The organism is Cecembia lonarensis LW9, from assembly GCF_000298295.1.
GTDB lineage: Bacteria > Bacteroidota > Bacteroidia > Cytophagales > Cyclobacteriaceae > Cecembia > Cecembia lonarensis.
Genome location: NZ_AMGM01000075.1, coordinates 1 through 18,191 on the forward strand (window position 1 = coordinate 1; position 18,191 = coordinate 18,191).

Annotated in this window: 13 protein-coding genes and 1 tRNA gene; 4 read left to right on the plus strand and 10 right to left on the minus strand. The window is 40.2% G+C overall.

The window, feature by feature from the left end; all coding sequences use genetic code 11:
* Positions 1–223: 223 nt before the first annotated feature.
* The 6 genes from B879_RS16675 to B879_RS16700 all read right to left on the minus strand — a co-directional run bounded on the left by B879_RS16675 (position 224) and on the right by B879_RS16700 (position 8,214).
* On the minus strand, positions 224–1,243 hold the full coding sequence (locus B879_RS16675) for a PorP/SprF family type IX secretion system membrane protein (RefSeq protein ID WP_009186385.1): 1,020 nt from the start codon (positions 1,241–1,243) through the stop codon (positions 224–226).
* On the minus strand, positions 1,240–3,609 hold the full coding sequence (locus tag B879_RS16680; protein WP_009186386.1) for a PKD domain-containing protein: 2,370 nt from the start codon (positions 3,607–3,609) through the stop codon (positions 1,240–1,242). Before B879_RS16680 ends, B879_RS16675 begins: the two co-directional genes overlap by 4 nt.
* An 84-nt stretch (positions 3,610–3,693) precedes the next feature.
* Positions 3,694–4,965, minus strand: coding sequence for an adenylosuccinate synthase (locus tag B879_RS16685; protein WP_009186387.1), 1,272 nt, complete (start codon positions 4,963–4,965; stop codon positions 3,694–3,696).
* A gap of 87 nt (positions 4,966–5,052) precedes the next feature.
* On the minus strand, positions 5,053–5,394 hold the full coding sequence (locus B879_RS16690) for an STAS domain-containing protein (protein WP_009186388.1): 342 nt from the start codon (positions 5,392–5,394) through the stop codon (positions 5,053–5,055).
* A complete protein-coding gene (locus tag B879_RS16695; protein WP_009186389.1) occupies positions 5,391–5,858 on the minus strand; it encodes a Fur family transcriptional regulator in 468 nt (155 codons plus the stop codon). The genes B879_RS16690 and B879_RS16695 overlap by 4 nt, the downstream gene beginning before the upstream one ends.
* Before the next feature lie 133 nt (positions 5,859–5,991).
* The gene (locus tag B879_RS16700) at positions 5,992–8,214 is read right to left on the minus strand and encodes a RelA/SpoT family protein (RefSeq protein ID WP_009186390.1); all 2,223 of its coding nucleotides are present in this window, start codon (positions 8,212–8,214) and stop codon (positions 5,992–5,994) included.
* 133 nt (positions 8,215–8,347) lie between these two features.
* Here B879_RS16700 and B879_RS16705 point away from each other — a divergent pair.
* The 4 genes from B879_RS16705 (at position 8,348) to clpX (ending at position 11,845) form a co-directional block, all read left to right on the plus strand.
* Positions 8,348–8,429, plus strand: a tRNA-Leu gene (locus B879_RS16705).
* A 108-nt stretch (positions 8,430–8,537) separates the two neighbouring features.
* Positions 8,538–9,866 (plus strand): trigger factor, encoded by a 1,329-nt coding sequence (gene tig / locus B879_RS16710; RefSeq protein ID WP_009186391.1) that lies wholly within the window; start codon positions 8,538–8,540, stop codon positions 9,864–9,866.
* A gap of 78 nt (positions 9,867–9,944) precedes the next feature.
* A complete protein-coding gene (locus B879_RS16715; protein ID WP_040400998.1) occupies positions 9,945–10,619 on the plus strand; it encodes a ClpP family protease in 675 nt (224 codons plus the stop codon).
* On the plus strand, positions 10,619–11,845 hold the full coding sequence (clpX, locus tag B879_RS16720; RefSeq protein WP_009186393.1) for an ATP-dependent Clp protease ATP-binding subunit ClpX: 1,227 nt from the start codon (positions 10,619–10,621) through the stop codon (positions 11,843–11,845). Before B879_RS16715 ends, clpX begins: the two co-directional genes overlap by 1 nt.
* A gap of 53 nt (positions 11,846–11,898) precedes the next feature.
* On the opposite strand, the gene B879_RS16725 is transcribed toward clpX, so the two are convergent.
* The 4 genes from B879_RS16725 to B879_RS16740 all read right to left on the minus strand — a co-directional run bounded on the left by B879_RS16725 (position 11,899) and on the right by B879_RS16740 (position 17,742).
* Entirely contained in the window at positions 11,899–12,573 is a 675-nt protein-coding gene (locus B879_RS16725) for a hypothetical protein (RefSeq protein WP_009186394.1), read from the minus strand.
* Between the two features lie 61 nt (positions 12,574–12,634).
* Complete coding sequence (locus B879_RS16730) at positions 12,635–13,114, minus strand: DUF4843 domain-containing protein (RefSeq protein WP_009186395.1); 480 nt, start codon at positions 13,112–13,114, stop codon at positions 12,635–12,637.
* 14 nt (positions 13,115–13,128) lie between these two features.
* The gene (locus tag B879_RS16735; protein WP_238542153.1) at positions 13,129–14,646 is read right to left on the minus strand and encodes a RagB/SusD family nutrient uptake outer membrane protein; all 1,518 of its coding nucleotides are present in this window, start codon (positions 14,644–14,646) and stop codon (positions 13,129–13,131) included.
* 21 nt (positions 14,647–14,667) lie between these two features.
* Positions 14,668–17,742 carry a SusC/RagA family TonB-linked outer membrane protein gene (locus B879_RS16740; protein ID WP_009186397.1) on the minus strand — a complete coding sequence of 1,025 codons (3,075 nt, stop codon included), beginning with the start codon at positions 17,740–17,742 and terminating at the stop codon, positions 14,668–14,670.
* Between the last annotated feature and the right edge of the window lie 449 nt (positions 17,743–18,191).

The window sequence follows — 18,191 nt, forward strand, 5'->3', positions numbered from 1 at the left end:
TCGAAATTTTATTTTATCAAAACCTAAAATTTAATTTTTTATTCTTTTTTTTAGGCTTTTTCAAAATTGAGTCGAAAATTATCAGGGTGATTGTTTTCGTTTCCCGTCGTTTGGGAATGCAAAGGTGCAACTCTTTTCTGCATTTACAAAAACCTTATTCAAAATAATTCATAACCCATAAAAACATCGCTGATAATCAAGGATAAAAAAATCAATTTAAATATCAATATTGAAATATAGGCATGCGACTTCTGTTCTCAGGTCTCCAAAGTTGATTTACAAAATTGTAGCGCAAGGATATCTCATGCGCACCCCCTGAATTTCTCAAGCCTAAAGCAGATAAGGTGAAATCATAACTGTAACCAACATCTACTCCATTCTCAAAAGAAAAACCAACTAAAGCAATCAAGGCTTCATTATTAGGCAGACCTATCTGGGTTGGAATACCTCTGTACCACAACCCCAGCACTATGGGATCAAAGAAAAGTTCTGTACCTAGGTCAAGCTGATCAAACAAACCTTGTCTTCGATAATTAAAAGCAAAAGAAACAGAGCGCTCCTGACGGGTATTATTTACAAAATCATTGATAAACCCACTAGGTAGATCCAATTTGACACCTCCATGCGCACTGTAACGGATGGGCAAAGGATCTGCCCCACCATCCAAATAAGAAATATCCGGCATGTTTATGTGATGCCCCGCTATCCCCAACCAAACACTTTCACTGTAGAATAAAATGCCAGTATGTAAGTCAACAAAAGATCTTGTCCTGTCTTCCAAACTGGCGATACCATTTCCAGGACGAACTATCCCCCTATCTATATCCAATTGCGTACTTAAAATAACATCATCAAAAGCTGCGGAACGGGTGGCAAAGCTTCCTTGAGCACCCAAACGCAGATAGGTATTCCCGCCTAATCTAACCCGATAGGCATACATGACACCTACTTCATTATTGGCTAAATTGCTCAAAGTCTCGTAACTACCATTGATAATTACACCTACACCTGAGTTTTTCCCTTCAATAAAGTGATCTAAATATGCAGAATAAGCGACAAAGGTCTGATCCAAACCAGGCCATTGGTTTCTAAAGTTCAAACCAACCCTGGTCATTTCAGCACTTCCAGCAAATGCAGGGTTAAGATACAAGGGTGCTGCATAAAACTGAGAAAATTGGACGTCCTGTCCAAAAGATTTGGCTGTACAAAATATAAAAGTGATTAAAATTAATATAACTCTCATCTGATCAAGGTAAATCTGCCGCTTTCATCAATAACTTCCCCATCGATAGACACCATCTTCACCCGATACACATAATTTCCAGCCGGTGCTGCCTCACCATTGATTTTCCCATCCCAGCCTACTGTATCCAAATTGGTCGATCGGAAAACCATATTCCCCCAAAGGTTAAAGACCTGGATTTCCATATTGACAATGCCTTTGGTTTTTGGGCGGAAATGATTGTTGTCCGCTAAATCGGGGGTAAAACCCGTTGGAAACATTATCCTGTAAGATAAAGTCAATGGCACTTCAATGCTGATGGATTCCTTACAACCCAATGCATTGATCACGGTAAGCTCAACTCGAAATATACCCTTTTGTCCAAAAACATGGACCGGATTTCTCTCCGTACTGCTTGTACCATCTCCAAAATCCCATTCCCATGCCACTGCATCCCCCTGAGATAAATCTGTGAAACGGATAGGGTCATCAATGAAAATACCCCCTTCCTCCTCTGTCTTAATTCCGGCACCATCTACTTCATAATCAAAATTAGGAAGAAGCCAAACTGTGTTGATTTGGATATCTACTTCTTTTTGGGGGGACCAGCAGTCCAAGTCCTTGTGTTTGACCTGCAACTGATAAGCCCCGGAAAGAAAAACATTGGCCAATTCTTCATTGCTCAGGAGTTCTCCAAAAGGAGTTTCTAACCGGTAATCGAATAAAGCCTCATCATAATCCAAAATAAATTCCCTAAGATCCAATGCCATGCCCACTTCACAGCCTATCACAGGTGCATTTAATTCGAGTAAAGGAAAATCAGGGTTGATGACTTCAAAACCTTCTGAAATCGTGGGACAGCTTTTTGCATTATAAGCAATAACTTTATAAACGCCAGGTTGATTTGCAAACCATTCGGATTGATCAGAATCGGGAAGAAGTGTCTCGTCTTTGTACCATTCAAAGGAGAAATAGGCCTCATCCCCGATGGCTTTAAGCAAAATCCCATCTCCCTCGCACAACCTGATTGATTCAGCGACTTCCTCCAAACCCTCGGCAAGAATATTTACCGGCTCTGGGGATTCCTGAATAAGTAATTTTATGGAATTCCCTGTGGATGTTTTTCCATAATTGTCAGTAATCGTATAATACACTATCACCTCTTCATCGGTAAAGCCTAAATTAGGAAAAAAGGTAAAGCCTCCTCCTTGATCATCTGCCCTGAATGTTCCCTGCGGCAAGACTAAAACCCGGTTTTCAGGTCTGCACCTGGCTTGGGAGCAAATATCTTCCTCTTCCGCCTGTATGTCTTTCAAGGAGGCGTAGAATTGAATACAGCGCAAAATAGAATTGTCATTAGGCAAGGTTATATTTTCATTAAAAAGATCGTAGGTGTTTTCTTGTCCTTCACAAGAAGCCACATCATCTATATCTGTACCCTCTGGATTTTCAAGCCCATCCTCATTGGAAACTTCCACAATGAGGTTACCGATTTCATGTATGTTATACTGCCCACCGGTAGATGCGGAAAAGCCAATTTTCAAATCTTGAGGGGCAGAAAAATTATATGGCCTCTCCAAAATCTTCACCATTCTTGGCGTATTGGGTTCGGTAGTCACCATCATCTCCACAACAACCAAATAACCATCTCCTTCAGGATTGGGGATAAGGTCTAAAAACACTTTTCTATACCCCTCAATATTGGGATCGGCGATTCTTCCAGTTCCAACTCCTCCGGAACTTATGGAAAATTGTTCACTTTCAGGTAATCCATCATTGCCGGCCTGCATTGTTCTTCTACCAGCGACAAAAGCATAACCATTGGTCCCCGAACCCGGGCCTCGGATTACAACAGCATCAGGTACCAGGTTAACACCAGCACCAGGGAAACTGCCCTGTTTGTTTTCATTGGTGGTTCCAAAATTCCCAAAAACGTCAAAACCTATACCAAGATAGGCACCTGTCAGACCAGACTGATTGCCTCTTTGAGCATAGCCCAATGAACCACCGAATCCGCCCGGCTGGAAATTGGAAACAGCAGCATCAAAAAGGAAGGCTACCAGGCCGTCTGCACCAGTACCGCCATAACTGAAATATTCAAAAGATGCTTTGATTCCATAGGCAGATGAAAAAGGGATATCAATGTACACATAGCCGTTTTGCTCCATTTCTGCATCGGTCAGCCTAAGTACTCCATCGACTAATCGGGCTGACCCACCAAAAACAGTTGTTTGCTGCACCCCTCCTCCATCAAAAGTTTCGCAGTAGGGGAATCCAATTTGTGCGAATAAGAATTGATTGGACTGAGTAATATAAATCAAAAATGAGAGAACAAAAACCCAATGATAAATGCGCTTCAAAACTATTCCAGCAGGGTGATAATCCATTCAACCAAAATTTCCTTAGCCTTGAAAATACACATATTCCCTTAAAAGCAAAAAGACTCCTTGGAATAAGGAGCCTTTTAAAGCTTATCGAAGTATGGTCTGTTTTCTGTCCGGACCTACAGAAACCATTTTTATCGGCACCCCAAGTTCATCTTCCAGTAATTTGACATAGTCTTTTAAGGCTTGAGGAAACTGATCATATTCATTGACTTCAGCGAGGGAGGTATACCATCCTGGAACCGTTTTGTATACTGGCTTGGCATCCTGGGTATTGAATTCATAAGTCAACCTGTCCACCTTACTGCCATCTGGCAATTCATAGTGGGTACAGATTTTTATTTCTTCAAAAATATTGAGTACATCTGCCTTCATCATAAACAATTGGGTCACCCCATTGATCATAATGGAATACCTTAAAGCAGGCAGGTCAATCCAACCACATCTTCTAGGCCTACCTGTAGTAGAGCCGAACTCATTCCCCTCTTTTCTCATCGCTTCTCCATCTCCATCAAACAATTCCGTTGGGAATGGTCCTGAACCGACACGGGTACAATAGGCTTTAAATATCCCGAAAACTTCACCTATCTTGGAAGGAGCCACGCCTAAACCTGTACAAGCTCCTGCGGCCATAGTATTAGAGGAAGTCACAAAAGGATAACTTCCAAAATCAATATCCAATAAAGATCCCTGAGCCCCTTCTGCCAATACTTTTTTACCTTCTAATAAATAAGTGTTTACCTCATATTCACTGTCTACCAAATTGAGGGTTTTGAAGAATTCCACCGCTTCAAAGAAGACCTTTTCCAATTCCGGCAGCTGATCCAAATCAAATTCATAAAAGGAAAGTATGGTCTTGTGCTTTTCTACCAAAGCTGTATACCTGTCTTGAAAATCATCTGTCAAGATATCTCCAACCCGTAAAGCCACCCTTCCAATTTTATCTTGGTATGTTGGGCCAATGCCCTTCAAGGTGGAGCCAATTTTTTTATCTCCCTTAGACTTTTCATAAGCCGCATCCAAGAGCTTGTGTGTGGGAATGATGATGGTTGCCTTTTTGGAAACGAAAAGGTTTTTTTTAAAAGCAATGTTGAACTGCTTTAGACCTTCAATTTCTTTTTTCAATATCACAGGATCCAAAACCACCCCATTACCAACAATGTTGAGGATATTCTCTCTAAAAATCCCAGAAGGAATTTGATGTAAAACATGTTTAATTCCGTCAAATTCAAGGGTATGTCCTGCATTAGGCCCTCCTTGAAAGCGGGCAACCACATCGTATTGCGGGGCCAAAACGTCCACCACCTTACCTTTTCCTTCATCGCCCCATTGTAGGCCCAAAAGTATATCCATCTTCATTTCTTATATTGATTTCTTTGCTTCAGCAATTTTAAAGCGTGAAATTTGGAATAAGGTTAAATAATTGCAAGGAAAAGCGTTTATTTATTATATTTTACTTTTGGCCTCTTCTATGGATTCAAAAACCGTAAAGATATTGTTGAGCTTGGTGATGATCAGCAATTTTTTCACATGCTCAGAGGGTGAAGTCAAATACACCTCTCCTCCCGCATTCCTCATTTTGGTCAGCATGGTAATCAATAGCCCTATCCCACTGGAACTGATATACCGGATTTCACTTAAGTCTACTACAAAATATTTAATCCCGTCATTAACAGCATCAGAAACCAACTCTACCAACTTCGGTCCAACTTCATCTCCTATCAAATCTCCTTTAACAAACAAAAAATGGGCTTTATTTTCTTTTTCAAGAGTGTAAGTCAGTTTCATACCAATGATTTATTTTCGCAGTTTTCTTTTTGACAATTTCCGTAAAGGATAAGCGAGTGGTGCAACACCTTAAAATTCAATATTTCCCCTACTGTATTTTGAATGTTTTGTATTCTTGGGTCACAAAATTCCAATACCTGATTGCAGTCTACGCAAATCAAGTGGTCGTGTTGCTTGTACCCATATGATTTTTCGAACTGGGCCAAGTTTTGTCCAAATTGATGCTTGGTAACCAAATCGCACTCTACCAAAAGGTCCAAAGTATTGTAAACAGTAGCCCTGCTGACACGGTAATTTTTATTTTTCATGGAAATATAGAGGGACTCTACATCAAAGTGACCTGTCCTTCCATAAATTTCTTCTAGAATGGCATAACGTTCAGGAGTTTTGCGCAGTTTCTTATTTTCAAGATATGCGGTGAATATTTTTTTTACCTCTTCAAAAAGGGTTTCATTTAAGGCCATGAATCGCTGATTTTTTTGCAAATATAACGCTTCTTATTTAGAAAAGATTCAAATAAGGGATATAATACATGTATGGTAGCTTCTAAATCCGTGTGCAGTTCCCTTCAAATACCGGTTAATATCTGCAATGCTGTCAATCGAAGCGGGTAACTTTGATAATTCCCTCTACTTTGGATAAATTCGACATTAATTTTTCAAGGTGTTGGGTACTATGCACGTAGAGCTTTATGGTTCCTTCAAAAATCCCACTATCTGAATCCACTGTGATGGAACGCATGTTTACCTTAAGTTCACTCGAAATCACTTTGGTCACATCATTGATCAAACCTACTCTATCTGTCCCTACAATACGTAAGCCTGCAAGGAAAGCTATTTCTTGCTGACTGGTCCACCTGGCTTTGATTACCCTGTTGCCATGGTTGGAAAGCAACTCCAGAGCATTGGGACAGGAAGTCCGGTGAATTTTGATGCCTTCATTAATAGTAACAAAACCAAAAACATCATCTCCCGGAATAGGATTACAACACCTTGCCAAAATGTAATCCACCACATCCATATCCTCTCCTATAAGGAGTTGATCGTGGTCCGGGCCTTTGATATTTTTGATCTCTTTGGTAAAAGTAGACTCATCCCGTACCTTATCATTGGTAATTTTACCCTTTTGCTTTTTCTGCTCTTTAAAATCCTTAAAACTTTTGATGGACGTAGGGTCAATGATGCCTTTACCAACTTTGTAGTAAAATTCATTGGGTGTTTTGGTTTCAAAATAAGCCCTTAGTTGCTCCACCACCTCGGAATTGAAATCCATTTTCATCTGACGGAGTTTGCGTTGTACGATCTCCTTACCATCCATCATGGTCGATTTCTTTTCTTCCTTTAAGGCATCCTTAATTTTGGCCTTGGCCCTAGAGGTGACAACCGAATTCAACCAATCTTCGGTAGGTTTTTGCTTGTTGGAGGTTAGAATTTCAACCTGATCCCCATTTTTAAGCTTGTGATTAATGGGTACCAATCGTTGATTTACTTTGGCGCCAATGCATTTGGCCCCAACCTCTGTATGGATTTCAAAGGCAAAATCCAGTGCAGTGGCTCCAAATGGAAGTACTTTAAGGTCACCTTTAGGCGTAAAAACAAAAACCTCATCATGGAAAAGGTTGCCCCGGAAATCATCCATGAATTCTATAGCCGAACCGTCATTGGACTCTAATAGACTTCTCACCTGGGTAATCCATTCATCCAGACCAGATGCGCTTCTACTTTGAGCAGCTTCAATCTCTTTATATTTCCAATGAGCAGCATAACCTCTCTCAGCGATTTCATCCATGCGGACGGTTCTGATCTGAACCTCCACCCATTGTCCCGTATTACTCATCACTGTAGTATGCAGCGATTCGTAACCATTGGCCCTCGGTGTGCTGATCCAGTCTCTGAGCCGATCAGGATTAGGGCGGTAAAAATCTGTCACGATGGAATAAACCTGCCAACAATCGGCCTTTTCTTCTTCCAATTTACTATTGATAATGATTCGGATAGCAAAAAGGTCATATACTTCTTCGAAGGGAATATTCTGCTTTTTCATTTTATTATAAATGGAATACACAGATTTAGGCCTCCCTTTGATGGTAAATTCAAAGCCTTGACCAATTAACTCCTCTTCTATAGGCTGAACAAAGGATTTGATAAACTTATTCCTGGAAATCCTAGACTCAGTAACTTTATGAACGATGTAATTGTAAGTTTCAGAGTCCGTATATTTAAGATAAAGATCCTCCAATTCTGACTTGATGGCATAGAGCCCCAACCTATGTGCTAATGGTGCATACAGGTACATAGTTTCCGATGCAATTTTAAGCTGCTTATGACGAGGCATGCTTTCCAAGGTCCGCATGTTGTTTAACCTATCCGCCAATTTTATCAATATGACCCGCACATCATCCGAAAGTGTCAGCAGCATCTTTCTGAAGTTTTCTGCCTGTTGGGACGATCCATATTCAAAAACACCAGATATTTTGGTGAGACCATCGATAATTTTGGCTACTTTAGAACCAAATTCCCTTTCGATGTCCTCCAATTCCAAATCAGTGTCCTCTACTACATCATGGAGTAAGGCGGAAACAATGCTGGTCGTACCTAAACCAATTTCCTCAACACAGACCAATGCCACCTCCAAGGGATGGTAAATATAAGGTTCACCTGATTTACGTCGCATCTCCTTGTGCGCTTCGTTGGCCACATTAAAAGCCTGCTTGATCACCTTGGCATCTCCCGGCTTCAACATGGGTTTAGCCGTACGGAGCAACTTTCTATACCGCTTTAAAATTTCTTTTCTTTCCTGCTCTAGGTCTACTTGAATCATATTTTGTTGGCATGCCAAATGTTAAATCAAAATTAATAGCTTATTGGAGAAATATTTATCTAAAATGCGAGTATTTTTTTCAGGCACTTTTTGCAAGTTTAAAATTGATTATTACCTTTGCGTCCACAATTAAGCGGATGTGGCGAAATTGGTAGACGCACTAGACTTAGGATCTAGCGCCGCGAGGCATGGGGGTTCGAGTCCCTCCATCCGCACGCTTTCCAGCCCTCAATCACGTTTCCGATTTCGATGGCGCCCCGGCGCCCGGATTTGAGAAAGGAGATTGAGGGTTTTTAATTAAAATCAACCAAAATCATACTACCTTGGAAATCACTTTAGACAAACATTCAGCAAATCAAGCTTCAGTTAAAATTAAACTAAATGAAGCAGATTATCAACCAAAGGTTGATGCGAAACTTAAAGACTATGCCAAAAAAGCCAATATAAAAGGCTTTAGACCTGGCAAAGCCCCGGTTTCAATGGTTAAGAGAATGTATGGTACCTCAGTTTTGGTCGATGAAATTAACAGCATGCTTTCCTCTTCCCTCAATGAATACCTAAAAGGACAGACTTTTCGGATTTTAGGAGATCCACTTCCTGTCATTGAAGATGCGGATAAAATTGACTGGAATAACCAGAAAGATTTTGAATTTGAATACAAAATAGGGTTTGTCGAAAATGTAGACATCCAATTAGAGGGTTCATTGGAAGCCATTTCTTACAGCATCGAAATGGATGAGAAGGAAGTGGACAATACCATCGAAAATCTGAGAAGTCAGTATGGTAATATGACCAATCCTGAAGTCAGCGAAGAAAATGATTTCCTTTATGGGGATTTGAAGGCAATAGATGGCTCATTTGAAAAAACTTTCTCTCTTCCATTGTCTAAAGTGGATGGAAGATCATTGAAAAAATTCCTGGGTCTGAAAAAAGAAGATACAGTTGAATTAGATCCATCTAAAGTAATCAAAGAAGACCTTGCTGGAGTTGTTGGTGTTACTGAAGAAGAAGCAGCTCAATTGACAGGGAAGTTTGAGTTTACTGTAAAAAACATCAACCGCACCGAACTTGCAGAGTTGAATCAGGAGTTTTTTGATAAATTATTTGGTGAAGGTCAAGTCGACACGGAAGAAGCTTTCAGAGCCAAAGTAAGAGACATCATGTCAGAAAATTACAACAAGGAACTGAAAGTGTACAGTGATGAGCAGATTAAAGAACAATTGATTGCAAAAACCAATATAGATTTACCTGAAGCCTTCCTTAAAGAGTGGCTGTTAAAGGCCAATGATGGCAAAGTGACTGCTGAACAAGTTGAAAAAGAATATCCTATTTATGCCAAACAATTATCTTGGACCATTATTTCGAATGAACTGGCCAAAAACAATGAGATTCAGGCTGAACACGAAGATGTAATAGAAAAAACCAAAGACATGATCCGCGAGCAGTTTGCATCCTCAGGCTTAGGAGCACAATTGGAGGCAAGCATGGATATGTTTGTGGACAATTACCTGAAAGGAAATGAAGGCCAAAACTACATGCAGATGCTTACTTCGGTACAAAATGATAAGGTTTTAACCTTTGTTAAGGAGAAGGCCAATGCTAAAGAAGAAAAAATAAGCGTGGATAAATTCCAGAAACTTCTGGCAAACTAATTATCCGATTAAATCGTTATGAAAGAAGTCCTTATTAAAGGGCTTTTTTTATTTTTGTACAATATTAAACGGAAAAACATGATTAACAGAGACGAATTCAGAAAATTCGCCGTACACGGCAGGGGCATCAGCGGAAACGCATTTGACCAATACTCCACTTTTGTTGACAACATGACCCGGTCAGTGATCGAGGAAAGACCAACAAACTTCAGGGAAATTGATGTATTCTCTAGACTCATTATGGATAGGATTATCTTTTTGGGTACACAGGTAGATGATTTTATTGCCAATATTATCACGGCACAGTTGTTGTTCCTTGAGTCCACAGACCCTAAAAAAGATGTCTTATTGTACATCAATAGCCCAGGTGGATCAGTGACCGCTGGTTTGGGAATTTATGATACCATGCAATACATCCAACCGGATGTAGCTACCATATGTACAGGTATCGCCGCCTCTATGGGCGCAGTCCTATTGGCAGGAGGTGCAAAAGACAAAAGATCTGCCCTTCAGCATTCAAGGGTAATGATTCATCAGCCTTCTGGTGGGATGCAGGGACAGTCCAAAGATATGGAAATCTCCTTGAAATTAATCTTATCCATGAAGGAAGAATTATACCAAATATTGGCTGACCATTCAGGAAAAACTTTTGATGAAATTGAAAGAGATTCAGATAGAGATTACTGGATGAAAGCACCTGAGGCCAAGGCATATGGTCTGATCGATGAAGTATTGATAAGAAAAAATAAATAATGGCACAAGTTACCTGTTCATTTTGCGGTAGGAATAAAAAAGACGTAGACCTAATGGTATCGGGCATTTCTGCCCATATATGCAATTTTTGCATTGACCAGGCATATCAGATTTTAGGCGAGGAGGAAAAGACCAAAAAGACTCCAAAAAGCCCAAAATTCAAATTAAAAAAGCCAAAAGAGCTGACAGAATACCTCAACCAATATGTCATTGGACAGTATGATGCCAAAAAGGTGCTGACAGTTGCAGTCTATAACCATTACAAGCGCCTACTGCAAAAGAGCAATGAGGAGGATGAGATTAGGATTGAAAAATCCAATATCATCATGGTTGGGGATACCGGGACCGGGAAAACCTATTTGGCTAAGACACTTGCAAGGGTATTAGAAGTGCCTTTCTGTATCGCCGACGCCACAGTTTTGACTGAGGCAGGATATGTTGGGGAAGATGTAGAAAGCATACTCACCAGGCTATTGCAAGCGGCTGATTACAACCTTGAAGCTGCTGAAAGGGGAATCGTATACATCGATGAAATCGATAAGATAGCCAGGAAATCAGATAATCCTTCTATTACCCGTGATGTGAGTGGAGAAGGTGTACAACAAGCACTCTTAAAGCTATTGGAAGGAACCGTAGTCAACGTTCCCCCTCAGGGTGGTAGAAAGCATCCCGACCAAAAGATGATAGCAGTCAATACTGAAAACATCCTCTTCATATGTGGAGGGGCATTTGATGGTATTGGAAGGCATATCGCCAGAAGATTAAATACACAGCCACTAGGATTTAACAAAATGTATGAAGGGCAACAGGTAGATAGAAGCAACCTACTGCAATATGTAACTGCTCAGGATTTGAAGTCTTTTGGCTTGATCCCTGAACTGATAGGTAGATTGCCGGTTGTAACCCACTTGGATCCATTGGACAAAGAGGCTTTAAAAAGTATCCTTACCGAACCAAAAAATGCCTTGACCAAGCAATATATCAAACTGATGGAAATGGAAGGTGTAAACCTGATATTCGAAGAAAGTGGTATTGACTATATTGTGGAGAAAGCCATGGAATACAATCTGGGTGCAAGGGGACTACGTTCAATTTGCGAGGCCATCATTACAGATGCTATGTATGAATTGCCATCAGATGATACCATCAAGGAATTGACCATTGATGCTAAGTACGCCCGACAACAATTTGACAAGTCTAAGTTTAAAAAACTACAAGTAGCCTAACTCCATAAAAAAAGCATCCTAATGAGGGATGCTTTTTTATTAATTTTTATAATTCAATTCCCATTATTCAGGAGCATAATCAGCCTTCTAACATCGCTTTTTTCTTTCAAATCAAGCCCATAAGAATTAGAAAGGTCCTTGAGTTTTTTGTAACCATCAACTCCAAAAAACCTTTCCAGATTTTTCTTTCTCGCTCTCCAAACAAATGCCTCTCCATCCTTATAAACAATCAAATCCTCTGCATTTTGAAAAACTTTTGACCTTTGAGAACCATATGTAGCACCTGGATCATCCACTATTTTTTTGAATTTGTGATTAACCAAGGTATAGTCTCCATCCACCAATACTTCAACAAATCGGTTTGGGCCAATTCCAGGGACCATATAACCAGTCCTAAACACTTGAGCATTGGGGCCTCTTCCCAAAATAAAGCCATTGACCTTACCAGGGGAATAGGCCATTAAATCCCTGTCCATTTGATAAACCAAGGTATGGTTGAAAGCATTGAATGCAATCACCAAATTGCTTGCAGTATCTCTTTCTGAGAAAATGATACTTCCCATACCAAATTCCATCCAATAAGGGGTTCCTTTAACTTCAGGATAAGGATTTGCCATAACAGGATTCCCTGTACCTTGATCCCTTAGCATTTGTAACTGTGCAAAAGCAGCGTGGTAAGGGATTAATAAAACAGTGTAAACCAGTAAACTTAAACTAAACTTTTTCATAACACAAATCTAAAAAAAGGCCGGAAAAACCGGCCTTTTTATATTATTAATTTTTTAAAAATTAATCAGCTGCAGGTGGATTAGGTCTCGTGATCCTCAACTGAACCTGCTTGTAGTTTTGACTTGGAAGAATCTCAGAGTTTCCTTCTAATTCTATCATCAAATCAACAAAACCTCCAATAGCTCCAGTATTCAATACATCTATGGTTACTCTACCAAAAGACTCATTGGCTGGAATCACAAATGAACCGGAAACATTAAAGTCAGTACCTTGAACAGCTGTAGTGTTCTCAGGAACGATTCTGTAAGTAATCGTCTCGTCATTTGGCCTTTGTCTGGCTACCAAATTTACCTGAAGATTAACTGCTCCGACATCATTGCTTACAGTAACTCTAGGGAATGTCTGTCCAGGTACTGGAGTCCTTACCACTGCGTCCTGAAATTCTACTTCAGCACCTTCCCATATAGGATAGTTCTGCTCGATACATGAACCGAACAATAAAACCATCACGAGAGAAAATAGAGATATGATCTTTTTCATAATATTTTTCAATTTTAGTATCCTCTGTTTTGGTTAAGGTTTACGTTACCATCCACCTCTCTTTGAGGAATAGGAGGCAGGATTCTGAAATCATCAAAGGCCACAAAATTTGTAGGTCCAAGATACCTTTTATCTAAATCTCTGCCATATCTTTTGAGGTCAAAGAATCTATGACCTTCGAATGCAAACTCTTTGAATCTCTCCAAAAGGATTTCTTCTAATAAATCCTCCCCAGATACAGTGACTGGGGCCAAACCTCTTAATCCTTTGAAGGCATTCAATTCAGCTAATGCATCCCCTTCATTTCCTAATTGGTAGTTGGCTTCTGCCCTGTTCAAATGCATTTCAGACTTTCTGATTACAGGAATATTGTCTCCAAATGCAAAGCCATTTTTTGAAATGAATTTGATACTTTCAATCTGACGGCCAGCATTCCTTACTGTATTACCTGTAGTAAACAAAAATCCTCGAACATCTTCATTTCTGGTCACATCCCAGTTGTTATTGTTACTAGCAGGCTCACCAATCTGCACTTGTGACAAACCAAAGAAATTCAATACTGTTTGATTGGCTACAAAATCACCCCAACCGCCTTGTGCATTTTTGTTATCCAAATTAAGTAATGCGGTATAAGAGGACTGCAAGGAAACGTTAACACCTAATGCTTCAGCAGCCAATTGTACCCTTACCTCAAACATAGATTCTGGGTGAATAGAAGCTCTCCAGCCTTCCACATAATCCATTCCACCAAGAACTGTACCAACATTGGATTCTAAAGCGGCAGTAGCGGCATCCCTTGCAGTTGCCCAATCTCCTCTATAGAGTGCTACTCTAGAAAGAAGCGCTTGTGCGGCAGGGGCACTCGCAAATTGTACGCCTGCTCTGGAGGAAGTGGTCAATAACCCGATTGCATCTTCCAAATCACTGTAAATCTGCGTGTAATTCTCCTGGATAGAGGATCTTGGAGAGTTTCTGGTAAATGCAATATCAGAGGTAATAGAACCTTCCAAAGGCATTGGAACTCCACCCTCATCTGTTATACCTGGCGTATAGATCGCTGTTGGCATATAGGCATAAACTTTAACCAAGTTGAAATACCACAAGGCTCTAAGGAATTTAACCTCACCTTCCCAACGGGCCAATTGCGCCGCAGAAGCTCCATCTACTCCTCTAGCCAATTGATCTAAAATCAGATTGGCTTCATTGATGGCAAAGTAAGAATTTTGCCAAAAACCGGCTCCAAAGTGCGCATTTGGGTTATTATTATTTTCCCCAATTAAACGGCCGGAGTTATTGGTCGTACGGCCCACATCGGCCAAAGCATCAGCCATAGCTAACAAATCTCTTCCGTAAGTTGACTCCGCTCTTAGCCTGCCGTATACAGAGTTGATAGAAGCTTCCAAAGCGTCAGGAGTATTTAATGCTCCATCGGCATCAATGGATTGCCTTGGGTCCACATCCAGGTTACACGAGGTAGCGAGGACGGAAAGACCTAAAACAAAGGCAACCGCATAATTATATAGTGAATTCATTTTTCTCATCTTTTTCAATTTTTAGAATCCTAACTGAACACCTACTGTATAGTTCCTCGTCAAAGGTATTATACCTGTTGCTGCACCAGCAAATTCTGGGTCATAACCAGGATATTGGTCATATGTCCACAAGTTTACACCTTGTGCATAAATTCTTGCCCGAGTCAAGCCAAGACTCCTTACCAATGTTGGATTAAAGGTATATCCCACTGTCATCTGAGCCAACCTGATAAAGCTAGCATTTAATAACGCCGCAGTTCCAAAAGTTCTTCCTTGGCTTCTCACCTCATTGGCGTTACCAGCAGCAGTCACATAAGTTCTTGGAACATCCGTCATGTCTCCAGGATTTACCCATGCCCTATCATTCACCTCTCTCAAGGCATTTAAGGTCAAACGGGTACCATTCTCGTACAAGAAGTTATACTGACCATCAGATACAATGGCACCATACTCATAAGTAAAGAAAGCAGTCAGCTCAAAACCTTTATATCTGAAAGTATTATTGAAACCTCCAAAATAAGGTGCTAGATTAGATCCAAAATAAACCCTATCAGCGGCCAAAGGCAAGTAGGTTCTGTTTCCATCGATATCAAACCACATTGGACGGCCTGTCGCAGGGTTAACTCCTGCATATTCAGCAGCAAACCAAGATCCTGGAGCACCTGCTCCTGGGAATGGAGGGTTACCTACAGACTGACCAACAGCAATACCTGGGTTAGCCGGTAAGAACTCTAAATCATCATATAGGCTGACAATTTCGTTTCTCACATAGGTAAAGTTGAAGGAAGTTCTCCACTGAAATCCACCCCTGTCGATGTTTACTGTACTCACCTCGAATTCAATACCTCGGTTCATCAGTTCACCTACGTTGTTGGCAATTGAACCGAAACCGTTGGTCCAAAGAATTGGCTGATTCAAAAGCAAGTCCCTGGTTCTTCTATCAAAAACATCAATCGCACCAGTAATTCTGTTGCCTAAGAAGCCATAATCAATACCTAGGTTTACTGTTTCATTGGTCTCCCAACCCAAATCTAGGTTTGCTAGGTTGGTAGGTCTAATACCAGGATTTCCTGCATAATTTCCACCAGCAGGAGCTCCAAATAAACCTCTTGCGGCAAAGTTACCAATTTGGTCATTACCTGTTCTACCCCAGGAAGCTCTTAATTTCAACTCGGTGATGGCCTCGGAATCTTTCAAGAAGTCTTCCATGGCAATATTCCAACCTGCTCTTACAGATGGGAAGATACCATATTGCGTATTGGCACCGAAACGGGAAGATCCATCATAACGGGCCGTAGCAGTGAACAAGTACTTTTGCTTGTAATCATAGTTAGCACTGGCAAAAACACCTTGTCTTTTGTAACCGGTCCAGAATCCACCTACGAATACCGGTTCAGCACCTGAATCAATGTACCTGAACTGGAAGGTTGGGAAACCAATGGCCTCACCGTTCAAACCTTCTCTTGTTTCAGTAACATATTCAAAACCTGCCAATGCCGATACATTATGTACGTTATTGAAGGTCTTATTCCAGTTGATAGTCTGAGTAGTAATGAATCTTGTTCTCCAATCATTGGCAGCAGTAGCTCTACCTCTTACACCCGCCCCATCAGGGGTTCTTGGATCCCTGTATCTTTCTTCAGTCAAAAGGCTATAATCCAACCCGAATAGGGATCTGAATGTAATGTTATCTGCTATCTTGTAAGTAGCAATGGCATTACCCACTACAGTATTTCTTCTGGTGAAACCTGAGTTAAACTCATTAACCAAAGCCACGTTTTGTCCCAAAACACCGGCAATTGCTTCATTGAACGTGCCATCTTCATTACGAATAGGGTTATGAGGCAAAACAGCAGAAGAAGAGAAGGCAGGGTTACCAAGGAATGCACCGTCAATTGCAAATGGTACATTTTGACCTACGGTAGACAAGTTGATATTGGTTTCCAGTGTCAACCTTTCATTCGCTTTATGTGTCAAGGATGTTCTGAAAGTTCCTCTCTCAAAATCCACAGGGCGGAAAGATGATTCCTGATAATTATAAGAACCGGATACAAAGAATTGGGTTTTGTCATCCCCACCCGATACGCTCATTTCATAATTTTGAAGTCTTCCTGTACCCATCAATTCTCTCTGCCAGTCGTAAGTTGGCAAAGCCAAACCGATGGCATCTAACTCTTCTGCAGATAGTGACTGCCAGTTTCCAGGTAATCTACCCATATTGGAAAGCGCTCTCGCTCTTGCGATACCATCCCCTCCTCTAGTCAAGGCATCTCTTCTCATTTCATACCATTCTGGTCCTCCGAGTACGTCCAAGAACTTCATAGGTTCGGTAGAACCACCAAAGGCATTGAATTCAAATCTTGCTTTACCTTGTTTACCTTTTTTTGTGGTAATGATTACTACACCATTAGCAGCCTGAGAACCATAAATGGCAGCAGATGCCGCATCTTTTAGGATTTCCATTGACTCGATGTCATTGGGGTTCAAGAAAGCCAGTGGGTTATTTTGCGTAAAAGAAGAGTTGGCTTGGTTGTTCAACTGAACACCATCTACAATAAACAAAGGCTCGTTACCAGCAGTAACAGATCCAACACCTCTAATACGGATATTTACCGCACCACCTGGTAGACCATTGTTAGAACGAACCTGCACACCAGCAGCTCTACCTTGAAGGGCTCTATCGAAAGACTGCAAAGGTAGGTTTTCGATTAATTCACCTTTCACGGAAGATACCGCGCCGGTAACCTCTCTTTTAGGCTGCGTACCGTAACCTGTTACGATTACCTCCTCCAAACTTCTGGTATCGGGTTGCAATACCACATTAACCTGAGATCTGTTACCTACATTGACCTCTTGGGTTACTGAACCTACGAAAGAGAAAACAAGGGTATTGTTTTCCTGAGGCACATTCAGTGAAAATCTACCGTCCAAATCGGTAGCTGTACCGATAGTGGTACCTTTCACTATGACTGATGCACCTGGAATTGGTAAGCCATCCTCTCCGGAGGTTACCGTTCCAGTCACTACACGACCCTGTGCAAAAGCCGAAGCTGTCGCAAACAGGAACGCTAGTCCTAGAAGTAAAACTTTCCTCATAATTGATTTTTTTTGGTTTAACGATTCTCAATTTTATCCATTAACCTTATATAATGCAAAACATCACAAAAAATTTACAGTTTCATGTCGGTGTATTTTATTCAATAAAATTTCGAATTACTGCCTTTTATAAAATAAAATATTTTAAATAAAATTTTTACAGTACTAATAATATTTATACCCTTTTTATTAATTAGAATTCAGAATAAAATTTTTTTTTAACTTTCCTTAACATTTTTTTAAAATACCCGTAAAAACCATATTTTTAATGTGTTAGTTTAAATTATTACTTTTTTAAATATTATTTATTTTTAATAATTTTAATATAACTTTTTATAATTATATGTATAATTTTTATTTATATACAGTTACATTAAAAAATTAATCCTAAGGATTAAAAATTGGTAAATTATACTTTTTTCAAAATTTTATTGAATTATAGCTAATAA

Bases quoted from the DNA above. Each gene is read 5' to 3' on its own strand.
- B879_RS16675 (WP_009186385.1), bottom strand. From the start codon at position 1,243: ATGAGAGTTATATTAATTTTAATCACTTTTATATTTTGTACAGCCAAA.
- B879_RS16680 (WP_009186386.1), bottom strand. From the start codon at position 3,609: ATGGATTATCACCCTGCTGGAATAGTTTTGAAGCGCATTTATCATTGG.
- B879_RS16685 (WP_009186387.1), bottom strand. From the start codon at position 4,965: ATGAAGATGGATATACTTTTGGGCCTACAATGGGGCGATGAAGGAAAA.
- B879_RS16690 (WP_009186388.1), bottom strand. From the start codon at position 5,394: ATGAAACTGACTTACACTCTTGAAAAAGAAAATAAAGCCCATTTTTTG.
- B879_RS16695 (WP_009186389.1), bottom strand. From the start codon at position 5,858: ATGGCCTTAAATGAAACCCTTTTTGAAGAGGTAAAAAAAATATTCACC.
- B879_RS16700 (WP_009186390.1), bottom strand. From the start codon at position 8,214: ATGATTCAAGTAGACCTAGAGCAGGAAAGAAAAGAAATTTTAAAGCGG.
- B879_RS16715 (WP_040400998.1), top strand. From the start codon at position 9,945: ATGATTAACAGAGACGAATTCAGAAAATTCGCCGTACACGGCAGGGGC.
- clpX (WP_009186393.1), top strand. From the start codon at position 10,619: ATGGCACAAGTTACCTGTTCATTTTGCGGTAGGAATAAAAAAGACGTA.
- B879_RS16725 (WP_009186394.1), bottom strand. From the start codon at position 12,573: ATGAAAAAGTTTAGTTTAAGTTTACTGGTTTACACTGTTTTATTAATC.
- B879_RS16730 (WP_009186395.1), bottom strand. From the start codon at position 13,114: ATGAAAAAGATCATATCTCTATTTTCTCTCGTGATGGTTTTATTGTTC.
- B879_RS16735 (WP_238542153.1), bottom strand. From the start codon at position 14,646: ATGAATTCACTATATAATTATGCGGTTGCCTTTGTTTTAGGTCTTTCC.
- B879_RS16740 (WP_009186397.1), bottom strand. From the start codon at position 17,742: ATGAGGAAAGTTTTACTTCTAGGACTAGCGTTCCTGTTTGCGACAGCT.